The 19280-nt window shown below is 37.3% G+C and carries 22 protein-coding genes; 2 read left to right on the forward strand and 20 right to left on the reverse strand.

Annotation, left to right across the window (positions count from 1 at the left end):
* Nucleotides 1-826 precede the first annotated feature (826 nt).
* From QZ407_RS14590 to QZ407_RS14615, 7 genes are all read right to left on the reverse strand, one after another.
* Nucleotides 827-1642: a hypothetical protein gene (locus tag QZ407_RS14590; RefSeq protein WP_295772347.1), complete on the reverse strand. Its 816-nt coding sequence runs from the start codon at nucleotides 1640-1642 to the stop codon at nucleotides 827-829.
* A gap of 517 nt (nucleotides 1643-2159) precedes the next feature.
* Nucleotides 2160-2789, reverse strand: coding sequence for a hypothetical protein (locus tag QZ407_RS14595; RefSeq protein WP_295772348.1), 630 nt, complete (start codon nucleotides 2787-2789; stop codon nucleotides 2160-2162).
* A 294-nt stretch (nucleotides 2790-3083) separates the two neighbouring features.
* Nucleotides 3084-3248, reverse strand: coding sequence for a hypothetical protein (locus QZ407_RS17565; RefSeq protein ID WP_365335452.1), 165 nt, complete (start codon nucleotides 3246-3248; stop codon nucleotides 3084-3086).
* A 149-nt stretch (nucleotides 3249-3397) separates the two neighbouring features.
* On the reverse strand, nucleotides 3398-3994 hold the full coding sequence (locus QZ407_RS14600; RefSeq protein ID WP_295772350.1) for a hypothetical protein: 597 nt from the start codon (nucleotides 3992-3994) through the stop codon (nucleotides 3398-3400).
* Nucleotides 3995-4079: 85 nt separating this feature from the next.
* The gene (locus QZ407_RS14605; RefSeq protein ID WP_295772352.1) at nucleotides 4080-4751 is read right to left on the reverse strand and encodes a hypothetical protein; all 672 of its coding nucleotides are present in this window, start codon (nucleotides 4749-4751) and stop codon (nucleotides 4080-4082) included.
* A 3-nt stretch (nucleotides 4752-4754) separates the two neighbouring features.
* Nucleotides 4755-5627: a hypothetical protein gene (locus tag QZ407_RS14610; RefSeq protein ID WP_295772353.1), complete on the reverse strand. Its 873-nt coding sequence runs from the start codon at nucleotides 5625-5627 to the stop codon at nucleotides 4755-4757.
* Between the two features lie 75 nt (nucleotides 5628-5702).
* Entirely contained in the window at nucleotides 5703-6296 is a 594-nt protein-coding gene (locus QZ407_RS14615) for a DUF6438 domain-containing protein (RefSeq protein ID WP_295772355.1), read from the reverse strand.
* A gap of 209 nt (nucleotides 6297-6505) precedes the next feature.
* Between QZ407_RS14615 and QZ407_RS14620 the strand changes: the two genes are divergently transcribed.
* Nucleotides 6506-6871, forward strand: a complete 366-nt coding sequence (locus QZ407_RS14620; protein ID WP_295772358.1) for a hypothetical protein — start codon at nucleotides 6506-6508, stop codon at nucleotides 6869-6871.
* Nucleotides 6868-7296: a hypothetical protein gene (locus QZ407_RS14625; protein WP_295772359.1), complete on the forward strand. Its 429-nt coding sequence runs from the start codon at nucleotides 6868-6870 to the stop codon at nucleotides 7294-7296. Before QZ407_RS14620 ends, QZ407_RS14625 begins: the two co-directional genes overlap by 4 nt.
* 3 nt (nucleotides 7297-7299) lie before the next feature.
* Here QZ407_RS14625 and QZ407_RS14630 read toward each other — a convergent pair whose 3' ends face one another.
* The 13 genes from QZ407_RS14630 to QZ407_RS14690 all read right to left on the reverse strand — a co-directional run.
* Nucleotides 7300-8022: an N-6 DNA methylase gene (locus tag QZ407_RS14630; RefSeq protein WP_295772361.1), complete on the reverse strand. Its 723-nt coding sequence runs from the start codon at nucleotides 8020-8022 to the stop codon at nucleotides 7300-7302.
* 221 nt (nucleotides 8023-8243) lie between these two features.
* Nucleotides 8244-9269: a hypothetical protein gene (locus tag QZ407_RS14635; protein WP_295772364.1), complete on the reverse strand. Its 1026-nt coding sequence runs from the start codon at nucleotides 9267-9269 to the stop codon at nucleotides 8244-8246.
* Complete coding sequence (locus QZ407_RS14640) at nucleotides 9253-11049, reverse strand: restriction system-associated AAA family ATPase (RefSeq protein WP_295772367.1); 1797 nt, start codon at nucleotides 11047-11049, stop codon at nucleotides 9253-9255. The genes QZ407_RS14635 and QZ407_RS14640 overlap by 17 nt, the downstream gene beginning before the upstream one ends.
* Nucleotides 11049-12509: a restriction endonuclease subunit S gene (locus QZ407_RS14645; protein WP_295772369.1), complete on the reverse strand. Its 1461-nt coding sequence runs from the start codon at nucleotides 12507-12509 to the stop codon at nucleotides 11049-11051. Before QZ407_RS14645 ends, QZ407_RS14640 begins: the two co-directional genes overlap by 1 nt.
* Nucleotides 12509-14050, reverse strand: a complete 1542-nt coding sequence (locus tag QZ407_RS14650) for a class I SAM-dependent DNA methyltransferase (protein WP_295772371.1) — start codon at nucleotides 14048-14050, stop codon at nucleotides 12509-12511. The genes QZ407_RS14645 and QZ407_RS14650 overlap by 1 nt, the downstream gene beginning before the upstream one ends.
* Before the next feature lies 1 nt (nucleotide 14051).
* The gene (locus tag QZ407_RS14655; RefSeq protein WP_295772372.1) at nucleotides 14052-14252 is read right to left on the reverse strand and encodes a helix-turn-helix transcriptional regulator; all 201 of its coding nucleotides are present in this window, start codon (nucleotides 14250-14252) and stop codon (nucleotides 14052-14054) included.
* Between the two features lie 591 nt (nucleotides 14253-14843).
* Nucleotides 14844-14996 (reverse strand): hypothetical protein, encoded by a 153-nt coding sequence (locus QZ407_RS14660; RefSeq protein ID WP_295772374.1) that lies wholly within the window; start codon nucleotides 14994-14996, stop codon nucleotides 14844-14846.
* Between the two features lie 75 nt (nucleotides 14997-15071).
* Nucleotides 15072-15431 (reverse strand): hypothetical protein, encoded by a 360-nt coding sequence (locus QZ407_RS14665; protein ID WP_295772376.1) that lies wholly within the window; start codon nucleotides 15429-15431, stop codon nucleotides 15072-15074.
* A 915-nt stretch (nucleotides 15432-16346) separates the two neighbouring features.
* Nucleotides 16347-16703 carry a DUF6717 family protein gene (locus QZ407_RS14670; protein WP_295772378.1) on the reverse strand — a complete coding sequence of 119 codons (357 nt, stop codon included), beginning with the start codon at nucleotides 16701-16703 and terminating at the stop codon, nucleotides 16347-16349.
* 84 nt (nucleotides 16704-16787) lie between these two features.
* Nucleotides 16788-17606, reverse strand: coding sequence for a hypothetical protein (locus QZ407_RS14675; protein WP_295772380.1), 819 nt, complete (start codon nucleotides 17604-17606; stop codon nucleotides 16788-16790).
* 214 nt (nucleotides 17607-17820) lie between these two features.
* Entirely contained in the window at nucleotides 17821-18207 is a 387-nt protein-coding gene (locus tag QZ407_RS14680) for a hypothetical protein (protein WP_295772382.1), read from the reverse strand.
* Nucleotides 18208-18248: 41 nt separating this feature from the next.
* The gene (locus QZ407_RS14685; RefSeq protein ID WP_295772384.1) at nucleotides 18249-18683 is read right to left on the reverse strand and encodes a hypothetical protein; all 435 of its coding nucleotides are present in this window, start codon (nucleotides 18681-18683) and stop codon (nucleotides 18249-18251) included.
* 316 nt (nucleotides 18684-18999) lie between these two features.
* Nucleotides 19000-19280, reverse strand: a 281-nt coding sequence (locus tag QZ407_RS14690) for a hypothetical protein (protein WP_295772386.1), incomplete at its 5' end; no start/stop codon positions are given.

Here is a 19280-nt window from a genome sequence, read left to right on the forward strand (position 1 = left end):
AGGGCTTTCTTTAGTGGGAGCAACAGGATTCGAACCTGTGACCCTCTGCTTGTAAGGTGAGGCCGATTAATGGCCCCCATGCTTACGAAAAGCCCTTTTCTGAATATATATATGTCGATGTACTATCGTTGTACTATCAAGTAACCCGGGTCAATAATTTAATGAACTGTAATGCGAATATAAGTGTTTCGCTTGTAATGATTGAATGAGTTTAAGATGTATCTACCATAGTCTTTGAAGTTAAATGAATAAAAGAATTATGGTGCCCATACACACTTATAGCAATCAAGTGCAAGATGGCAAACGAATAAATGAAGGGTAGTGTGTAGGGATGTGTTTATGCGGGAAAGCTCTTGCACGCTACAGCAGCTATGAGTGTAACTTTGCTGAATAATTCTATGATTCCCATTCTACATTAATCCACAAATTTTCAAAAATCTTACTTTATACAGGATGAATAAATTTTGGATTACAATTAATTAATCAATCCAGAAAAATTGAAATTTCTTACTTTATACCGGGAAGTAAAATCTTGGATTGAACATTTTAAAGACACTACACTTTTCAAGTGAAAAAGGGTTTTATAACCCCTAGTTATGTAATGTGTAGTTGATTGTTTTTGAGAATTGATGTTGCCGACTTTACGCTACAACCTTTAAAAGGTAAGATTTCTGAGTAAAATGTAAACATATTTCAACTACACTTTCATTAAAAAAAGGGTTTTTAGATCCCCTTCATATAAACTGTTGTTGAGAATTGTTAGAATTGAGGAAGTTGGATTTCGCCTTTTAGCCTTTAAAAGGTAAATAGCGCAAATCATAGTTACTTACTTCTGCTTCTTGAATTTATAAAAAATCACCTTGCCACTTTCGGTATCAACCATTGCATAGCCTGCTCGCATACCCAAATAAATGTGCTTTGAATCTTTAACTGCAACTGAATTAGGGTATAAATAGCGCCAAAATAGCCTATCTGCTATAAGTTGTGCCTTCCAATCACGTATGATATAAAATCGCTCTAGTGTAGCCAGATAGATTGCTTCCTCATGTATCACATAAGCCATAGGAGCGTCGTCAAGCTTTAATACCTCCTTGTAATTAACCTCATTTTTTTTAACCTCTATATCATTAAAACTACCATAGCTGGACGACATATGTGCCAATCCTTCTACCGTGTAAAGCGTACCTTTATACTCAAACACATCTTTGATGTTTCCTGGTTTAATAGGTATTAATCTGATTTTTGCAGCTTTACCATTATTGATAAATGCTATTCCCTGATAATATATGCCTTCTTTTGGTAATGCAAGTTTCCCGTTCACTGTCATGTGTTTGACATTGGTATCTATAGGGTCATAATATAGACCTCCACCAAACTCACCATGATCTTCACCAATCAAACTACCGCCTGCTACTTTAATTCTAACTGATGTTTTGTTGTAGGTTTCTTTGCTGATCTTCAAGTAGCCATTGGTTATTGACACTTTGAAATACTGATCTACTATGTTATTCCACTCATTCAATTGCTTGCCATAAGGTGCTGGTATAGATACTTCTTCAAAGTCATCCAATGAGTAAGTTTGAGCTGTCGAGTGTTGCGTCATCAAGACGAATACAGTTACCAGCAAAGCAAAGTATTTCATTGTGATATTATATTGGATATAAAGTTATAAGTAAATGCTAGCTTTGAAAGGTAAATAAGTTATTGAATGTCAAATGCATTTTTAAATTATAAAATGAAATTACACTTACTTGAAACACGTGGTGTTATAACGCCTTCATATGAACTGTAGTTCAGTTTTGTTTTGGGAACAAGTAAAACATAACCCTCACTCATCAACCTTTAAATGCACACATTGGTAAGTAACAGGTCAAACAGCATTTGTAAGCATCAATTAAGTAGCATTTAACTAAGTACCTTTTAATGTTAAATGAGTAAATATTTTTTTTTGTAGCACACTATAAAGCTATGTAGCTACACCTTAATTCAATTTTAGGGTTGATAACAGCCCTTTTAATCAGGTGTGGTTAAATAAAGGGCTTGAATTTTTACAAGTCTTATTATTCCTTTCAGGCTTCAAAAGGAACAATGCTTTTTTTCGCATGAGTAATTACGATTTCTATGCGTTATTGAGTAGTATATACACGTAATATTGATGATTAAGACTCAATATTTAAACTTAATAGCAAATCTCCATCTGGCGCTTTATAAACCATTATTTCTGCTAGCATCAAGTCTGCTATGTCATGTCCCCAAATTCCATATCTACCGTTAGTTTGATTTCTGTTATAAACTGTGGTCCTTTTTTCAACAGGTATAGTCTTTACTGTTGCTGTAGCTTCCTCTTCTTCGAACAATTTATAGTATGCTTTACTGACTTCCATTACTAACTCACCTCTGGTAAAGCCATGTTTAGAATTAATCTTTAATCTGCATTCGTTAGTTAGGGGATAATCAATAAGTAATGTGATCGTATCATCTTTAACCACAATCTCATCTTTGTTGATCAATTGTTTTATGTCTTTTTCAGGATGCTCAATTTTTACGAATGGAATGAATCCTTTAGGATAGTCAGTAAGATTACTAGTCTTAACCATAAAATCAATTGTTAAGATTAAGCTTCCCAGGTTATTATGGCTTTTCTCAGATGCTTGCTGTTCAAGTCTGGTTAAAAGATCGCTGTAATCTTTGGTTGTGTCAGCTGCTGACCTTGTATTCGAGCCGTTTTCCTGAGCTTTGCAAACAGATGATGTAAGTAATAGAAGACAGATTGCTATTTTGTAGAACATGATAAGTTGGTTTTGTAAACACAAGTTTAATAAATTTTACGAATGTTACAGTTTGAGCTATAGCAGCTTGTTCTTTATAAGTTAATATAGGCAAGTCAGCAATCAAGTAGCTGCACATTATTTATTATATACTACTTATACTATACCATGTGTTCAGAAAATGTGCAGGCATGTCAATTCAACAAATCATCAATTACTTACTTTGTACGGGTTGTTCAAATTCTGAATTGAACTTAATAATTTGCTCCTTGGGTTTATCCTCAACATCCTTCAACAAAGTATCATCAACAAATATCAGCTTACAGTTAACTCGTCTGCAATGACTGTTTCGATATGTTTATAACAATTAAAATACGACCATTCGATTGGCTTAGGTGAATAGAGGTAACTCTCCATATAATTCCAATGGACTTCTGTTGCACTTCGCCATATCAAGGTAAATTGCTTCTTACAAGGCATATGTACAGCTGCCCTTGCTCGTTTATGCCAACATCTTTAATTTAGTCTATATCCATAATATAAATGCAATTCAACAAATCTCAACTTTAGTCTTTATAGAGGGTGTTTGAATGTTGAATTGATGCTGTCTTTAAGCGTGACAGATACGATTAATAACGAATTTCAACTACACCAAGCGTGTAAGGATTAACCCTGTAGTAAGCAATTACTTCAAACTTATTGTTTACTTCATGGCAAACCCAAGCATTCGGATGATTAGGATCTGCGTCAGTTGGGTTTACTACTTTTACAAATATACTACCGCGCTTGGCTGAATCGCACTTATGACTGAGCTCTCGAACATTTGTTTTGTTCATCACCGCTTGATAGATACGATCCTCGCTTTGAATTCTGAAGAGTGAATCAACACTGGTGTCAAAACTTGCTCTCCATTGCTTACCCAACTTCTTCTCCAATGCTTTTGTCATTACAGCATTATAAGCATCTGCTCCATTGACGTTAGACCTGGAGATGATGCAACCAGCAATAGTCTTCATTCGAAACCCCATCGTGTTAGCAACAGCCACTTGTTCCTTAGCAACTGTCAATTCTTCACCATAGCTTAAAAGCTGAAGCTTCCCTTGTCTTTTATCCCACTGCGCTGTAAAGTAGTTATAGCGCGTAAACAAACCATATTGCAAGTGTAGGAAGGTACAGGCAGCTATAACTACAAAAGCAAATATGATGACGGTGGCTTTAAGCTTCATATAGGTTTAATCAAGTTAGCATTTCCTTTTACAAGTTAAGACGTTTACCCCTGTTTGCAATGAATTGTCAATTGTTTGGATAGCATCAATCAGTCCTTGGTGGTGCAAAGTATCCTTGTATCACATCTTTAGTGTCTTTACTCATAGCATCTCTGCGTCTACCTATCCATATGTCACCATATCGCTTTGCATAGTATATCAGTCCATCACTTTGTTGTTTTCTTATGTATCCATCCGCTAACAAGTCTTCAGCAGTAAAGTTGGCATCCTCAAAATCATCTTCAAAGTGAATATGCTCATCATCAGCTAGTATCCATTCAAAGTCTTGTAAGTTGTAATGCTTACTCCCTAGCTTCTCATAAGGGAAGGGTTTGCTTAGATCAGACTCCCAGCTAAAGCGCTTGCGCTCTCCATGCTGCTGCATCTTATGACATATAATTTCAGAGCGGATGTATGAAGGGTCGTATAGCCATAGCTGCAAATCATACGGCACATTAAGTTTATCAAAGGTCTTTTGCCACTCGCTGTAAGCAGTCACTAGCTTTGCGATGATGAGCTTATAGAACCATAACGGTGGATGCCGCTTTACCAAGTTATAAAAAGGAGAAACTGTATACCGCTCATACGTGTGGCGACCTCGCTCAGTAAGAAAGTATTTAGTATGAGGTTCTTTGATAAGTTCTCCCCATCTGTCTAAATGATGAACTCTACGTTTCCAGCCTCTTACTTTCTTCTTTTGTGAGTGATAAAATTTCATGTATTATTCTAATTCAAGCACAACTTCTGAATACTCACATAAAGTTATAACACTCCAATCGGTTAGCACGTGCACTAGCACCGGTTTATTTATGGCAGCAAAACCAATATAACGTTCAGACGGCGTTTCCCGCTCTTCGATATCTTGATCATGATCTTTATGTGCTACACCTTCGCTGCACTGTTTACATAGATACCGAATGGTCGACCAGTCTTCCATTTCAATCTCTGCGGCCTCGCAGAATTCTTCTAACTTGTCTATATCACTTTGTCTGCTTGTATAAATGGTAACCGAATAAGTTTTGTATTCTGATGGTTTTAGAAGCTTGAGTTCATTAAGTACCGAATATTCTACTCCATTGCTGATACGAGTTCCCACTGGTGCACCGTCATTAAGTATCATGTCTCCGAATCGGTGCCCGCTTGTCGCTAACGGCACGTTTAGAATAATAGCTCTTGCTGGATCAATTCGCTTGCACCATACCACCTCACCTGCATCATCAGGGTTTAACCTTACAGGGATGTTTCTTAAATCCATACAAGGCTCTTCGTCATTAATTTGAAGTTCCAGCCCAAATTTCGTCCATGCTGTTCTCGCTGTACACCAATCTTCCAAAGCAGTTGCAGCAATGCCCAGATTCCACCAAGCAGCTTCGCTTTCGGTGTCAAGTTCCACAGCTCTTTTATTGTGCTGGTAAGACAATTGCCAGTTACCTTCGTACTTATAGTATAGTCCCAAGTTGTAGTGTGGTGTTGCCCATTCAGGTGCAGCTTCTATAGCTTTTAAGTACAAGCTAACAGCTTCTTCTTTTTGATCTTGTTCTCCAAGTGAAATGGCTTGCTCAAGAAGTTCTTGTGCCAATGTATTATTGCTCATTTTAATCTAGGTGCGGCTAATATAACGTTTTTACAAGTTAATGCAATTACACCCGGTGTTACAAACGATTCAGGCTCAATCGTTAACTTTAGGATGCAAGAACGTAATATCAGCGGGAGTTCTAGGTGGTGGAGGTGGATACTGTATAGTAGTTTCAAATCGAGGCGTGTCCTGTGTCTTTCTAAGCTTCAAATTACGATAGCTGTCTGAAATCCAATTGAACACTTTTCCTACATTATTTGGGAGGCTTGCAGCTTGTGCTCTTATATGCTTTGTTTTATTGTTGTAGTGGATGATAAACTCTAAACTTTGATCATCAACTGTATGCTCGTAGGATGTATCAAGCTGCTTGTAACGTATCTGCTCTAACTTCATGTTAAGCGTATCCCATAAAGCTTTATTTACTTTGCCTAAATAATAACCCACAATCTTAAACTTGTCCTCTGGGCGATTAGTTCGAGATAGGACTTGCCCACCATAATACTTGTAAGTAAGCGAACTATCAATACTCACTGCTGTATACTGACACGGACCGAAGCAACCACCAGTGGCTACTTCTATTTTGATTATCTCATTGTCTCTACTTTCTTGCTTATGACAGGCAGATAGCAAGCACGAGGCTATAACTAAGTAGGTATATGCTTTATAAGTGACGGTTGGTAGGTTCATGGTTTACTAACTGCAATGTAGCAATCTTTCCTTATCTTCATACCATGAAGCGCTTGGTCTCGATACGCAGACTGCAAATGTTTAAACTTATCTTGCAGTGTATTTTTGTCTTGTTTCTTTCCACAGCTACTTTACTAGTAGGTATAGGAATGAGTAGCACACATATAGACCTAAATCGTGCCAAGCACAGGACAGGTCAAGTGACATCTATGGAAGAAACACCTAATAAGAACGGTCGGTCTAACTTAACCTTACGGATTCAAGGTGACGAACATCGATATTCTTTATATCGTTTCTCACAAGAGTACAAACCACTGATGGAAAAACTTAGTATTGGAGATGCGGTAACCATCTATTACAACGCATCAAACTCAACAAGCATGAACTATGAGGTATATCAAATTAATACATCACGTGGCGTTGTTTATTCAAAGAGTGAACATGAAAATCGGGAGCAGCTTGCCGGGCGGTATATCGCGATACCAGGAGGAATATTAGTATTTGTTGGTGGATATTATGATATTAGGAAGCGCTACAAAAAATTAAACGACCGCCAAGTTGTAAAAGTATCATGAAGCACCTCCTTATCATAGCCTTTTTAGCCTTGTTCACTTGTAAAGCATCAGCGCAGAACGATACGATTATAGATAAGGGCAGAACGAATTATGATTCGGTTAAAGTTCGCGTATACAACAACACCCGCTACTATCTCAAGAGTTATAAGATCATATTGGGTAATCAATCATACACATTCGCTGACATTCGCAGTCATCAATATTCTGATTACAAGTCACTCCCTTACCTACCAGACCATTATCGGAAAGATGTAAGGTTTGTACGCAAACGATTGTTACAGTACGATGAATGGATCAACCTGTTAGTCGTTCCAACCGATTTTATTGGGGAGGGAGAACTTACATCTGGTCATGCAACAATAAAGGTTAAGCTAAAAAAGCTTGATGGTAAATGGGTTACGGAGAGTGACCTTGTGAAGTCCTAATCTCTAGAAGAGGCTACCTTGAATACCATTGATCGGTGTCTTATCCCTTACAGGCTCAAACGGCTTATCAAACTTAGGTGCAGCTTCCTTTACAGGTCTAAGCCATATATAGCTTTGCTCAGGTTCTGTAAACTCAATGTAGTAAGGCACGTGATAGCCATTAACCAGTTTGGTACTCACTTTATAACCTCTATAGAAGTCGTTAGTTAAAGAGTTCATATGGGCTATTTCACCTTGTAAAGAGTTAAGGAGCATGTTCACTAACGCCATCTTGCAACAAGTAATGTCAAGGTCTGCACCATAGAGCTTTAAGCGCCTGTTAATCTTTGCCGCACTAAGTAGCATCCTACCACTTCCACAAGCACAATCAGCAACGGTTTGTCCTTCGGTTGGATTCCCTACGCTGATAGCTGCCATCATATCACAGATAGGCTCTGGTGTAAAGTACTGACCATTGTGTCCATTACTTATAGCTTGCATGTACAACTCGCCAAGTGGGTCTGAAAAGTTCTCTGACAAGTCGCCAACAAGCTTTACAAGGTTAACAAGTTCGTTTACCTTCTTATGATTGCGGTATGTTTCGAGTGCTACTTGCTGTTCTGATTTATCCTCGGACCTTTTAAAAGGTAAAAGTGTCCAATCCAGCATTTCAGTAAAGGCAGTGTGCAGGGATTGTCCGTAAGCAAAACGCTCAAATGCCGTAACTAGTTGTTTAAAGTCTGTCATTGCAGTAAGTTTATGTTCGAGTGAATTCTCGAAGCAACGAACTGCTGAACGGCAGCACTAAGGCAAGGTGGAGATTGAGTAATTGCGGAGGATCCTGAAAGGAAACCCAATTAGGAGATACTACCTTGAAACGAAGTGACTATGTGATGGTGTGAAGCTAACTTTGAGTAGAGAATGATAGAAGTGTACCTAATTACACTTCACTTGGAAGAATATAGTTGCTATAAAGCTAACAGTTGATCGTAAACACCCATCCAATCTGGTTTGTTCAACATTTCTCTCAAAAAGCTTCTCTTTAAAAACTTCCTGTCATCATACTTATCTATTTCATAGTCGTCCAACGCATCTTTAAGTATCTGCTCATAAGTTTCACCTTTCTTTCTTTCATCGTTACGTTTAAATCTGTTGGCCAGTATCCTGAGTTCTGTTTTGCTGAACTGTCTTATCTCTTCATTGTATCGGGAATCGATTTGAAAGAGCCAAGCCCATGTAGCAACTTTATCAGGATTATTATTGAAGTTTAAAACAACTTCACTTTGCTTTAATGCCAAATAACTAGTAGCACCAGCCGCTTTGATGGACACAGTTATTTCAAATTCATTTTCGAGAGGTTTGAAGGCATAAAATGATTTTCTTCCATTTTCAAAAGGATTATTTGTCGACTTGCACTTCTTATTGCATTTACCGCAAAGTGGAGGCAAATTCTTAAAATTAACCGATGAAAATGGGTATTCAGCTTTGGGTAAATAATGGTCATTGTCTTCCCTATAGTGTGACTCCGCACTTTCAACAGGAACTATTCCGCAACAAAGACAAAACTTGAAATCACCATTGTGTATTATTAGATCGTTGTAGTAACTTAATTTTTCATTTGCACCTATTAAATCATTATAAAATTTAACCAACAACGGTTTCATTTTGCTTGCAACAACGGCTGCTAAAGTATATAATTCTCTAGGCTTTTCTTTCCCCTCACAAAGTGAATCAATGTCATTATTAATGACAAACGCTTCTTTAATATCTGCTCTTTCAGCTTTAGTTAAAGGCTTACATAGTTCGTAGATCTCATCAACATCCTCTTTAATCCAAGCTCTTTTTAAATAGATTTTCTCGAACTCTTCAGTTAATAAATCTTGGCATTTTATTCCTGCTTCGGCACTACACCAAACATTGCATATTAGATGTTCAACGTGTTGTTGATAAATAAAGATATCATGACTATCAAGGGGCTTATATGTTCTGAGCATCTCTTTTATTGCGTATTTTGGTATTTAGCTGAGATAAAACCATATCCTTTTCAATAGATTCACCCAACTTTCTCAATTTCGACTTTATACCTTCAATTTCTTCAAAGCTATTTGCAGATTCTATATCAATTGCTTCGATATCTGAAAATGACAGGTCGCCTATTGATTGGTTATAACCAAACAGCTTATCTAATATCAGTTCTACAGAAGTGCCATAAGTATTAAATGCATTATCCAACTCTGAAACTTTTTTTGCCGTAATAGCTCCATCGTCATTTCTCTCAAAAAGAATTACATTATCCGGCATGCAGTCGGAGATGATAAATGGAGAGTGCGAAGTTAATAAGATGTCTTTTCTTAAATGAATATTACCATTATGCTGTCTTGGCTCATCCCTGCTGACATTACCCTCTTTTTTATGCTGACTGGCTTCAATACTCTCGTTTAATATTTTAATGAATTTAGCCCTCCAGCTCGGATTAAAATGGGTTTCAGGTTCATCAAGAAGCAATAATGTGCGTTTGGATTTTAACATTAAACAAATTGCGGTAGTATGCAAAAATTGATGCTCCCCATCACTCAGTTCTCTAAGTAGCCTATCAGAAATTTTCTTAGACTTCTTCTCTTCCTTGATAAGATAATACTTCAAAAAATAGAAAGCGTCATCAGCAGGTCCCCCAATAGGCACCTTCCAATCGGTATAATTGCCTTTTGATTGATAAACATCTTCTACATTTCTATTGTCTACGAAATGATTGTTTAAAATATAAAATAGGTGAAATACTTGAAATAGTTCAAACGCACTTCCAAAGTGAGCTTTAAAAGCGTCCTTAGTGGCCTCGCAAACATAAAAATCTAATGAAATTCCATCCTCATCTTCATACCAACAAGTGGCACATTGTTTAAGCTTTTCAATCTGCTTCGGCAGCTCTCCTGTTGTATCTGAGCGAGTTTGGTAACCTTGCAATATTCTAAAAACATTTTCAGATTTTTTTTGAAAATCAAACTTTTGATAGGTAAGGTAGATTGTAAATCTTCTTAAATCTAGTATGCCCGTATTATTAATATCTCTTAATGGTGCTAAAGTTGTTTCATTTTCAAACAGTAGACAAGATAGCAAAACCGCTTGACTCATGTCGTTGTCAATATAAATTAAACTATTTTCTGGCTCTTTATATTCCCTGACATTTGACTTAGTCGCTTCTTTGTATTCATCTAATTGCAAGAATCTACTTTTAATGAATGGCAGACTCAGTAATTCATTTTCTCCAGACGAGTAACCGACAATGTGGTCAGGTAAAAAAATTTTTGTCGGCGCACTGCTTTCTTCTCCAACTTCAAATAATATAGTTGATGGTTCTGTTCCATCGTCGAAAGGATATGGCTTAATTTGCATTATCGGTTCTAATCCGAACTCTTTGGTAATAGTCACCTTAGTCAACGACTCTATGCTATCGGAGGGAACATTCTTTAATCCAATCAAGTACTCCAATTTAAAAACGTCTACTGGAGATTCGTTGCGCTTAAAGTTTTTCTGACTTCTAATGGAATCTGGAAGAATTCTAGCAGACATCACTTCTAAATGATAAAAGATATTAGCTAAAGCTTCCAACACGTTGGATTTACCACTTCCGTTTAAACCGGCAAAACAAAAAGGTCTGAACTTGGTCATGGTGCTTTCATTTAAATCGCTATGAAATATAATTTCGAAACCAGGCTTCAAGCTTCTGAATCCTATATTCTGATCGTTCTGTGGTATAGAAAATGACAATAGTTTCATTAAATAATAAGTTTTATTTTCTTATCTACCTTGTTGTAATGCTGCCTGATTAAAGCGGGTTCTTCTTTCATCACTCTAAAAGCTAAGTATTTCGCTTTTTCATATTGACCAGAGTTCTCAAAGTCCTGTTCCCGTAGCTTGTCAATTAGCCGTTGAAGAAATGTTAGATCTTTTTTTATTGTATCGATTCTATTTTCCTCATCCTTCTTTTCTAAATCAATTGCACTAATCAATGCTTCCAATTCAGCATCAATATCAATTGTTATGCGTTCTGCAAAAACTTGCTGTGAAAGACTCTTAAGTAACTCTTCGCTTCTTGATTGAAATATTATTATTTTATCTAAGCTTTTTTGCAGTTGGTCAACTTTTTTCTCAAATTCTATCTGTAGTTTTTTAGGAGGAACTGGAATCTTTAAATTACCTAGAAGTTCTTGATTAATATTTTGAATGTTGGCCCCTCTACCATTTTTTAGCATTGAGTTTTTGAATGCTGGTACTCTAAATAAATGTGCTATATAAAGAGCGCTAATAGAATTGTCTTTTAACCTATATCTAATACAAAATCCGCTAAACGTAATTTTATCATTACCAGGTTTTACTAGAATACACCGTCCAACTAGTTGCCTATTACCATTTGATCTTACAAATACTAAATCATTATCCCTTAAAAAATATTCGTTTAACGGAGCCTTTTCGAGGCTAATAACTGAGAGATTATTCATGTTTTTTATTTCCCAATTAGCTTTGAAATCGCCGACGCCTAAGCATTTTAAATTAACCCCAGATTCTTCTCTCTTGTAGTTTATTCCATTTCTAAACTCCCCAAACTTTAATAAAGAGTCTTCTTTCCAGCCTTTCGGGTTTGAAACAGGATTTCCAAACATCTGCAAAAAAATTGCAAGCAATAATTTATTGTATTGTTGCTGGTATTTTTCTCTTTTATCTAAAATGGCTTTTGCCTTGTCTAAAATGGCTACAATTTTGTTTTGGGCTTCAAGGTCAGGAAGAGGAATTTCTAGATTATCGATATGTTCGTTTCTAAGATTGTTAATATTAGCACCTTGTGCCATAGTGCTAATTGTTCTTCTATAGTAATCTGTTTGAAAGAAATAACTGACATACTTTGGATTAACTAAGTTCTTATCAGGTCTTACAACTTTACAAAACGCTCCAAAAGTGCAGCCGTCATTTTGCTCAATATAAATTGATTTACCTACGTTTTCGATGCTCCCACTAGATGTTACAACTAATATATCTCCTGGCAGTAGGAACTGGCTATCCAAAACTCTTAACTCTGACACAAAAATGAGATCGTCCAAATTAGTTATTGAAGAAGTTCCTATATTACCCGCCCTTAACAGAGGTATAAAGCCTTCAATGCTAACATTATTTATATCTTCTGGCTTATATGATACACCTCTAACTTGTTTAGCAATTGTCTTCAAGCGAACTTTTTCCATTAACCAATTAAGTTTTTAAGTTCTTGTAAATCCTTTTGAATTTCCTGCTCTAATTGAAATAAGGTTTCCAATATTTTTTGTGGTGATTCATAGGTTTCTTCCTGATACTCAACTTTCTTGTAACGATTATAACTGAGATCTAGACCGTTTTCTTGTATTTCAGTAATAGGTATATAAAAGCTATCTTTTGTTTCTTCTAATAAGCTCGTATCTCTTCCCCTAAAATTACTTACAGCTATCGGCAAAGGATTTTCTGTTAGCTTTCTGCGATTGTCGTCTAAGCTATAACCATCATTTATTAGTTCATAAAACCAAACCCTTTCAGTATTCCAAGCTTTACTTTTTTTAACAGGCTTATTAAACACTATTATAGCTGTTTTAACTCCTGTGTATGGTTTGAATACACCTGGAGGTAAAGAAATTACTGCATCTAAACAGTTGTCTTTTAGAAGCAATTCCCTTGTCTTCATTTGTGCCAAACTTCCCCCAAAAAGTACGCCTTCTGGAACAATGACAGCGGCTCGGCCACCATTTTCTAGCATATAAATAATTCGCTCTAAAAACAATAATTCTGACTGAACGGTCAATTTTACCCGATTTCCTGCTTTATCTTTTTTAAGGTGATAGATCTTATTGAGATTTTCACTGACAGTTAAGCTGTTTATTTTGCCGGTAAATGGGGGATTAGCTAAAATATATTTATATCGACCTTGGGCTTTTTTTCCTTCAAATTTCTCGTAATCGGTAGACAGGGTATCTAAATAAGAAATCTTTGGCTTGTTAATTCCGTGCATCATCAGATTCATTATCCCAATTCGGACCATTGTTTGATCAATATCAAAACCATAAAAGGTTTTTTCCTTTAATTGCTTTCTCTTAGCCGCCGTTAACTTGCTTCCATCAACTCCTTTTGAAAGGCCATTTTCATCAGTTATGACTTTTTGGGAGTTCTTAGTAATAAGATATTGATATGCGCCGACTAAAAATCCGCCTGATCCGCAGGCAAGGTCACAGATTCTCCCGTCCAAATCAGGTTCCAAGAACTCAACCATCATTTGTATTATATGTCTTGGAGTACGAAATTGACCGTTCTTTCCAGCCTCACTTGTTTGCTTTAAAAGGTGTTCATAAACGTCCCCTTGAATATCCTGAAAGTGTTGACCACCTTCTTCTTCTTGTTTTTCTATTTGTTTATAAATTCCATTAATAATTAGAATAGCATCCTCCAACAATGATTGGTTATTAATTCTAAAAGATGCATCCTCCATTGATTCTGCAAACGGCTCTCCTTTTCGAGATAATTGATTTTTTATATATTGAAAGACGTTTTCTTTAATATGTGTAACAAGTCTTTCACCCTTCAAATCTTGATACTTACTCCATTTGTAGTCTTCTGGGGTTTCCGGATGAAAATTTTCTAAACGCTTCATAAAAAGCAAATAGGAAATTTGCTCTATAGCGGTAATTGGATTTGATAATCCCGCCGCCCACAATCTATCCCATAGATCTTTAACTTTATTTTTTATTTCTACTGTAAGCATTTTAATTCTTTTTCCTATTTGACACTATCAAATCCTTTATATCAACATCAAGTATTTCGGCTATTGCATTTAAAATTTCCAAACTAGGCTGTCGCCTATTTTGAACGTAGGCATTTACCATATTGTAACTTTTTGAAAGCTGCTCGGACAACCAAGTTTGTTTTACTCCTTTTTGCTCCAAGACTTCTTTGATGCGATTCATTGCTTTTAATAGTTCCGTAAAAGTAGATTCTAATTCTAAATTTATACCATAATCTGTGATATTTTTATCTTATATCTTATATAGTTCTATTCGATTCAACATCAACCTTGCCGCTTGATTTAACAGCAGAACATACTAGCGAAGGACTTGATTATTCTTTAAACGGATTTAAGTCAATGTCCTTAGCTTTAGCGAACCGGCCTACGCGAATTGAGGTCTAGGTCTGTGCATAGGGAGCCTCAAGGCGGATGCACAGAATGCATCACGAAGCAATGGCGCTGCTTTTGAGTCTAGGGCAGTGGTTTGGGATTTTCAAAAGCTGTGACAATGCTGATGCCTAGACCGATGCGTAGGTGAGCCAAGCAAGGAAACCGACTGACTTTGGTTGTAATGAAGCGTTAGCGGAATGCTACCATAGGCAGAGAAAGGTTTCATGAAGCAACACCTTTGCTTAAACTCAAAGCGGATGACAGATTGCGAAGCCAGGGCAATGAATGACTGCACATTTTTATTGCGGGTGGTATTAGTGTAAGGGAAGTGAAATAAAAATGTGCGATATTGAGCGTTGGAGCAATGGAGTGAAACGTGCCGTTAGGCTTGTTGAACGCAATGGAATCTGGCGGTTGCTTTTGAGAAGCTTAGGTGATGCGTAATACCTATCTTCCTGCGATAGCCAGGAGGAACTACCCTAAAGTTCCATTCTATGGCATTTCCCTCGTAAGCAACAAAAGGTGGGATTGCCATAGATATGGTTCTGACCGTTAAAGCACTGAATTGAGTTAGAAACACCTGCTGGTCATGTGTTACCTTGACCTTATCTTAGTCTTTAAAGTCCTTTACAATATCTTCATAGTCAAGAATCAAATCCTTTCCATTCTTTTTACAGACCATTATAGTGTACTTACCCTTCACTTTAAAGATCGAGTCTCCAACATCTATTAAGTTCTCCCACTCAGGCCAAAGCTCAAGGTCATGTATTCCAGATATTCTTACAGTTTTGATGTTGTGATTATTTCTTTGATGATAGATAGAGTCAGCACGACCTTTATAATCTTCATTTAACGCCTCTTGCAGTATTAGCTCCTTTGCACTGGGGCCTTGGCTACCTACCCAAAGTAATATCAGCGGTATAGCCATACAACATAGTTGGAATATCCTTCCAAAAGTCTTTTCACTCATAGTTTAAACACAAGTCTCATGCAAATGTTAACAGTGTCTAAGATAGTAAGTTTAGTTGCAAATCTATTCCATGTAAACAACCTCTTCGAGTTAAGGCATTTCATGGTTCTGACGATTCTGGCACTGAGAGGTGTATAATGCAATAAACCATTCAAACTACTAATCCGTTATATCGGCTGTGTTGCCTTACTCTCAATTAGATTTGTATATTAGTGTGTTTAGAACTTTTAAAGTAAATTTGATTATTGAAGGTTTCACCTACATCTCGTAAATAGATGTGTGTGGTGTTATGTTAAGGTACAATGCACTAAATGAAAAAGGTCTTTAATTGGTTAGTAGACAAATGGCTTGCTGGTTTCATCACAACGAGTATGTTCTTTTTACTCAAATTGTATATAGAGTTACCACCCGAGTCTAAAAGTAACTTCTTTCGGTTTAATTGGTTTACAGACATACTAAAGACCCGGCTAAGCCTCTCCACTGTCATTATAATACTAACCGTCGTAGTGATATTTACACGGATTGAGAAGGCTCTTCTAAGGTCTAAATACAGAAACAAAGAATCTAATCAACCCCGAATTCCCAACAACGCATTCGAACACTATCGCCGTGATACGTTTGGTGCCAATAAGACTATTTGGACTTGGAACTATGAATGGAGAAGCTACGAGGGAAAATTTATTATTTCTGACTTAAAGCCTGTTTGTAAGCAATGTGGTACATCAATGGACATCGATACTTCATATTATTTAGACTCTACTGACTGTTACAAATGCCGACTTGATGGTCGGTATTCTTATAACAAACTAACAGAACGTATATCAGATGTCCAGAAGGAAATTATAAGAAGAATCCAAAATAACGAGGTTGGTCAATTGAATCAAGTATAATATCCATGTACAGGCTCCTTACCAATCATTTAAAGTAAACCACTGGTGGCAGTTTCTTAAATACATAAGTCATCACCTCACATAACCACATCTTGTGGTTGATCTCCTCGCCCTGATAATCTTTTAGAAGGTACATACCGCCACCTATGCTATTGGATAGGTCTTCTGTCAGGATCAGTTCGTTAGCCCCTTCAAAGTTCTGTTCACTAACCGTAAGTGTTACTTCCTTTTCGCCTTGTGCCATTATATCCAGCATTGTATCTGCACCTTCTACCATCTCTAATGCTGCTTTGCCACCTGTCCACTCAGGCAATACTACATACCATCTTCCGGTATGTTCTTTTTCGAAGGTTAATGTTTGCTGTATGTTATTCGTTGCCATGAGTGCTAAAGATGATATAAAAAGAGCCTACCCAATGTCAGGTAAGCTCTATACTAACACTTGTGACCTTTTAAGGTAAGCAGTTCACTTCACCTCAATATACTCATAGGTATAAGTCTCCTGCTTTGATGTACCAACCTGTTTAACAGTTAAGGAGGTTGGATAACCACTGCTATTGTAGGTATAGCTTATTGTGTAGTTGAACACTTGTCCTTGCGTGTAGGTGTTTTTGTGCGTTAGTGGGTTGTTTGCACCAAAGCAGAACTCCAAACCATCAACCTGTTCTACCGTTTGATAGAATATCGCAATCGGTAATGCTGACAGCACATTCTTCTTGTCGTCAAAGGTGCTAAACTCATCAGAAGTCTTAGATTGACCAAATATATTGACAACTGTGTTCTCTATCTTGGTGATGTTGCCTGAAGCATTATAAGTATACGCTAAGGTAGAAGTGCTGTTTTGATTGCTGTTGGTAACAAAGTTTTCGACAAGACGGTTGTTGCTAAAGGTAAGTCTCCTTGTTTGTGTTACGCCACCACTGTAGTTCAGTACGATGTTACTGATAATATCTGAGAAGTAGTTTACATCTGCTTTGCTATAAGTGGGTGCTGGCTGTGGCCTGTTCTCGGTAACGCTCAATAGCTTACCCTGTGCATCATAAGTGAAGGCATGTTCGTATTCAAATGCACCATTAGACTTTTTCAAATAGCTTGCTTTGGTAACCTGCTTGCCATTATAAGTAAACTCCACTTGTACAGATGGTGTACCGCTTGTTGTTTCGGTTACACTCTTTAATAGTAATGAGGGCTTGGTAGGCTCTGGTTCAGGTGTTGTACCGTTGCCTGACTTCGAACATGAGAATAGAGTTAGGGCTGCGAAAGCCAGTAAGATGAATCTTTTCATTGTGATAATCTGTTGTTGTGTGTTATTGATTGTTGTTAGGTGCTGCGGTATGTGGCAGCTTGCAATTGTTGCCTTTTAAAGTATGTAGTTGATGTGGCAGGTTCAGTTACGAAAGTTGCCGTGCTTGTCGTATTTGTCTTGCTCGAAGATTAGGCTGTAAATGAATTTGAGTACAATAAGCATAATCAGAGCAATGATGAATGTTCCCATAATTTTATAAATTAACTGTTGTTACGTGCAAGCCTCCGATTAAGAATGTAAGCTTAGTTACCCTTGCATTGGAGAACATTTCTTTGTCCTGTGGTGACTGTGGCTTTCCTTGTGCAATGCCATTTTTGAATTGCTCGTGAAGTGATTTGGCCTGTGTAACATCAGCAGAAGAATAAGCACCGGGATTTTTGACGATGCGGTCGATTAAGGTATACTGTTCTACCATATCCTCGCCCTGCATGTCCACTGTGATTTCATTACCAAAGCCGCTTACTTTGACCGGCTTGCCGTGCATGTTGTAATTAAGCTGCATTAAGTCTACCAGTCCTTGTATACCTGAATTGCCGAACTGGTTATGCAGCATGTTCTCAATTTCCTTTTTAACGCTCATATGTGAATCTGTCTAAGATGAAAAGTTAAGCTCGTAGTGAATTATTGTGCGCTGATAATTTGTCCAAGAACATTATCGATATACTGCTCGGCAAGTACGCCTGTGAGACGTGGCGGCTTGGTCATATCTGCATAGTGCAGCTTGGCAAATACGGTTTCGATTAGCTTGATGGTTACAATGATGGTGTTCTCTTTGGTTGCAGGTTTACCTTCCTGGACTTCTGTGTACATAACCTCCGTAATGCGGTGCTTAGTCAGTATTTCGAGAAAATCCTTCTTCTTTTCTAAATACCAAGCCATACGCATAACCTTGCCAAACATCGTAGCTTCTTTATTGAAGGGTGTGAAGTACGGGAAAACGACTTGGGCGACGATGATTTTAGGTTCAGGGACAAAAAAGTTATAGTTTACGAACGAAAGGAATGCAGATTTAAACTGCTCGTTGAGTTGTTGACTGAGTTGTGCTAAAGAGTTCACGGGTTGAAAGATAAATCTGCCACATCAGTCTATATGGCGGTTATAAAGCACGAAAGCGCAGGACTGAACTTAGTCTGAGCTTATAGAGGCACCTAGGAGAGCCCGCACGGCAACAAACAAGTCTTCGCCCTACGCTTGCGCGTGGGCGTTGAACTCGCTTGTTCTTGCTGTGCTGAAAATTTCCTAGGTTTTCTATAAAAGCTGAACAAACAAAGCTTAACGCTTTATATCTTAATTATATGTAAGTAATGAATACTGTCTAAAAATGCTCCTCCTGTATTGATGAAAAGCAAAGTTAAACAGTATTCATTATAAGTTAAGCCACTTTCCTCAAGTTTCTTTTAACTGGCTTGGGTTTGTAAGGTATGAGTTCGAAAGTATGATTGTATTTACCACGCTCCTCCATATATTCGAATAGCTCCGTACATTCTGTTATAACGTTATAGGTTGTCACACAATCTTCAATATTCACGGCCGTATGCTCAACCGATGTGGCCTTATAAAGAATGCGCATGAACGCTGAAGTCAGCTTTGTAAAATCACCATCGCTATTTTTGCCTCCGCCAAAAACATCAAAACCGAAGTGTATCGTGTACT

The organism is uncultured Mucilaginibacter sp. (assembly GCF_913773635.1).
Taxonomy (GTDB): Bacteria; Bacteroidota; Bacteroidia; order Sphingobacteriales; family Sphingobacteriaceae; genus Mucilaginibacter.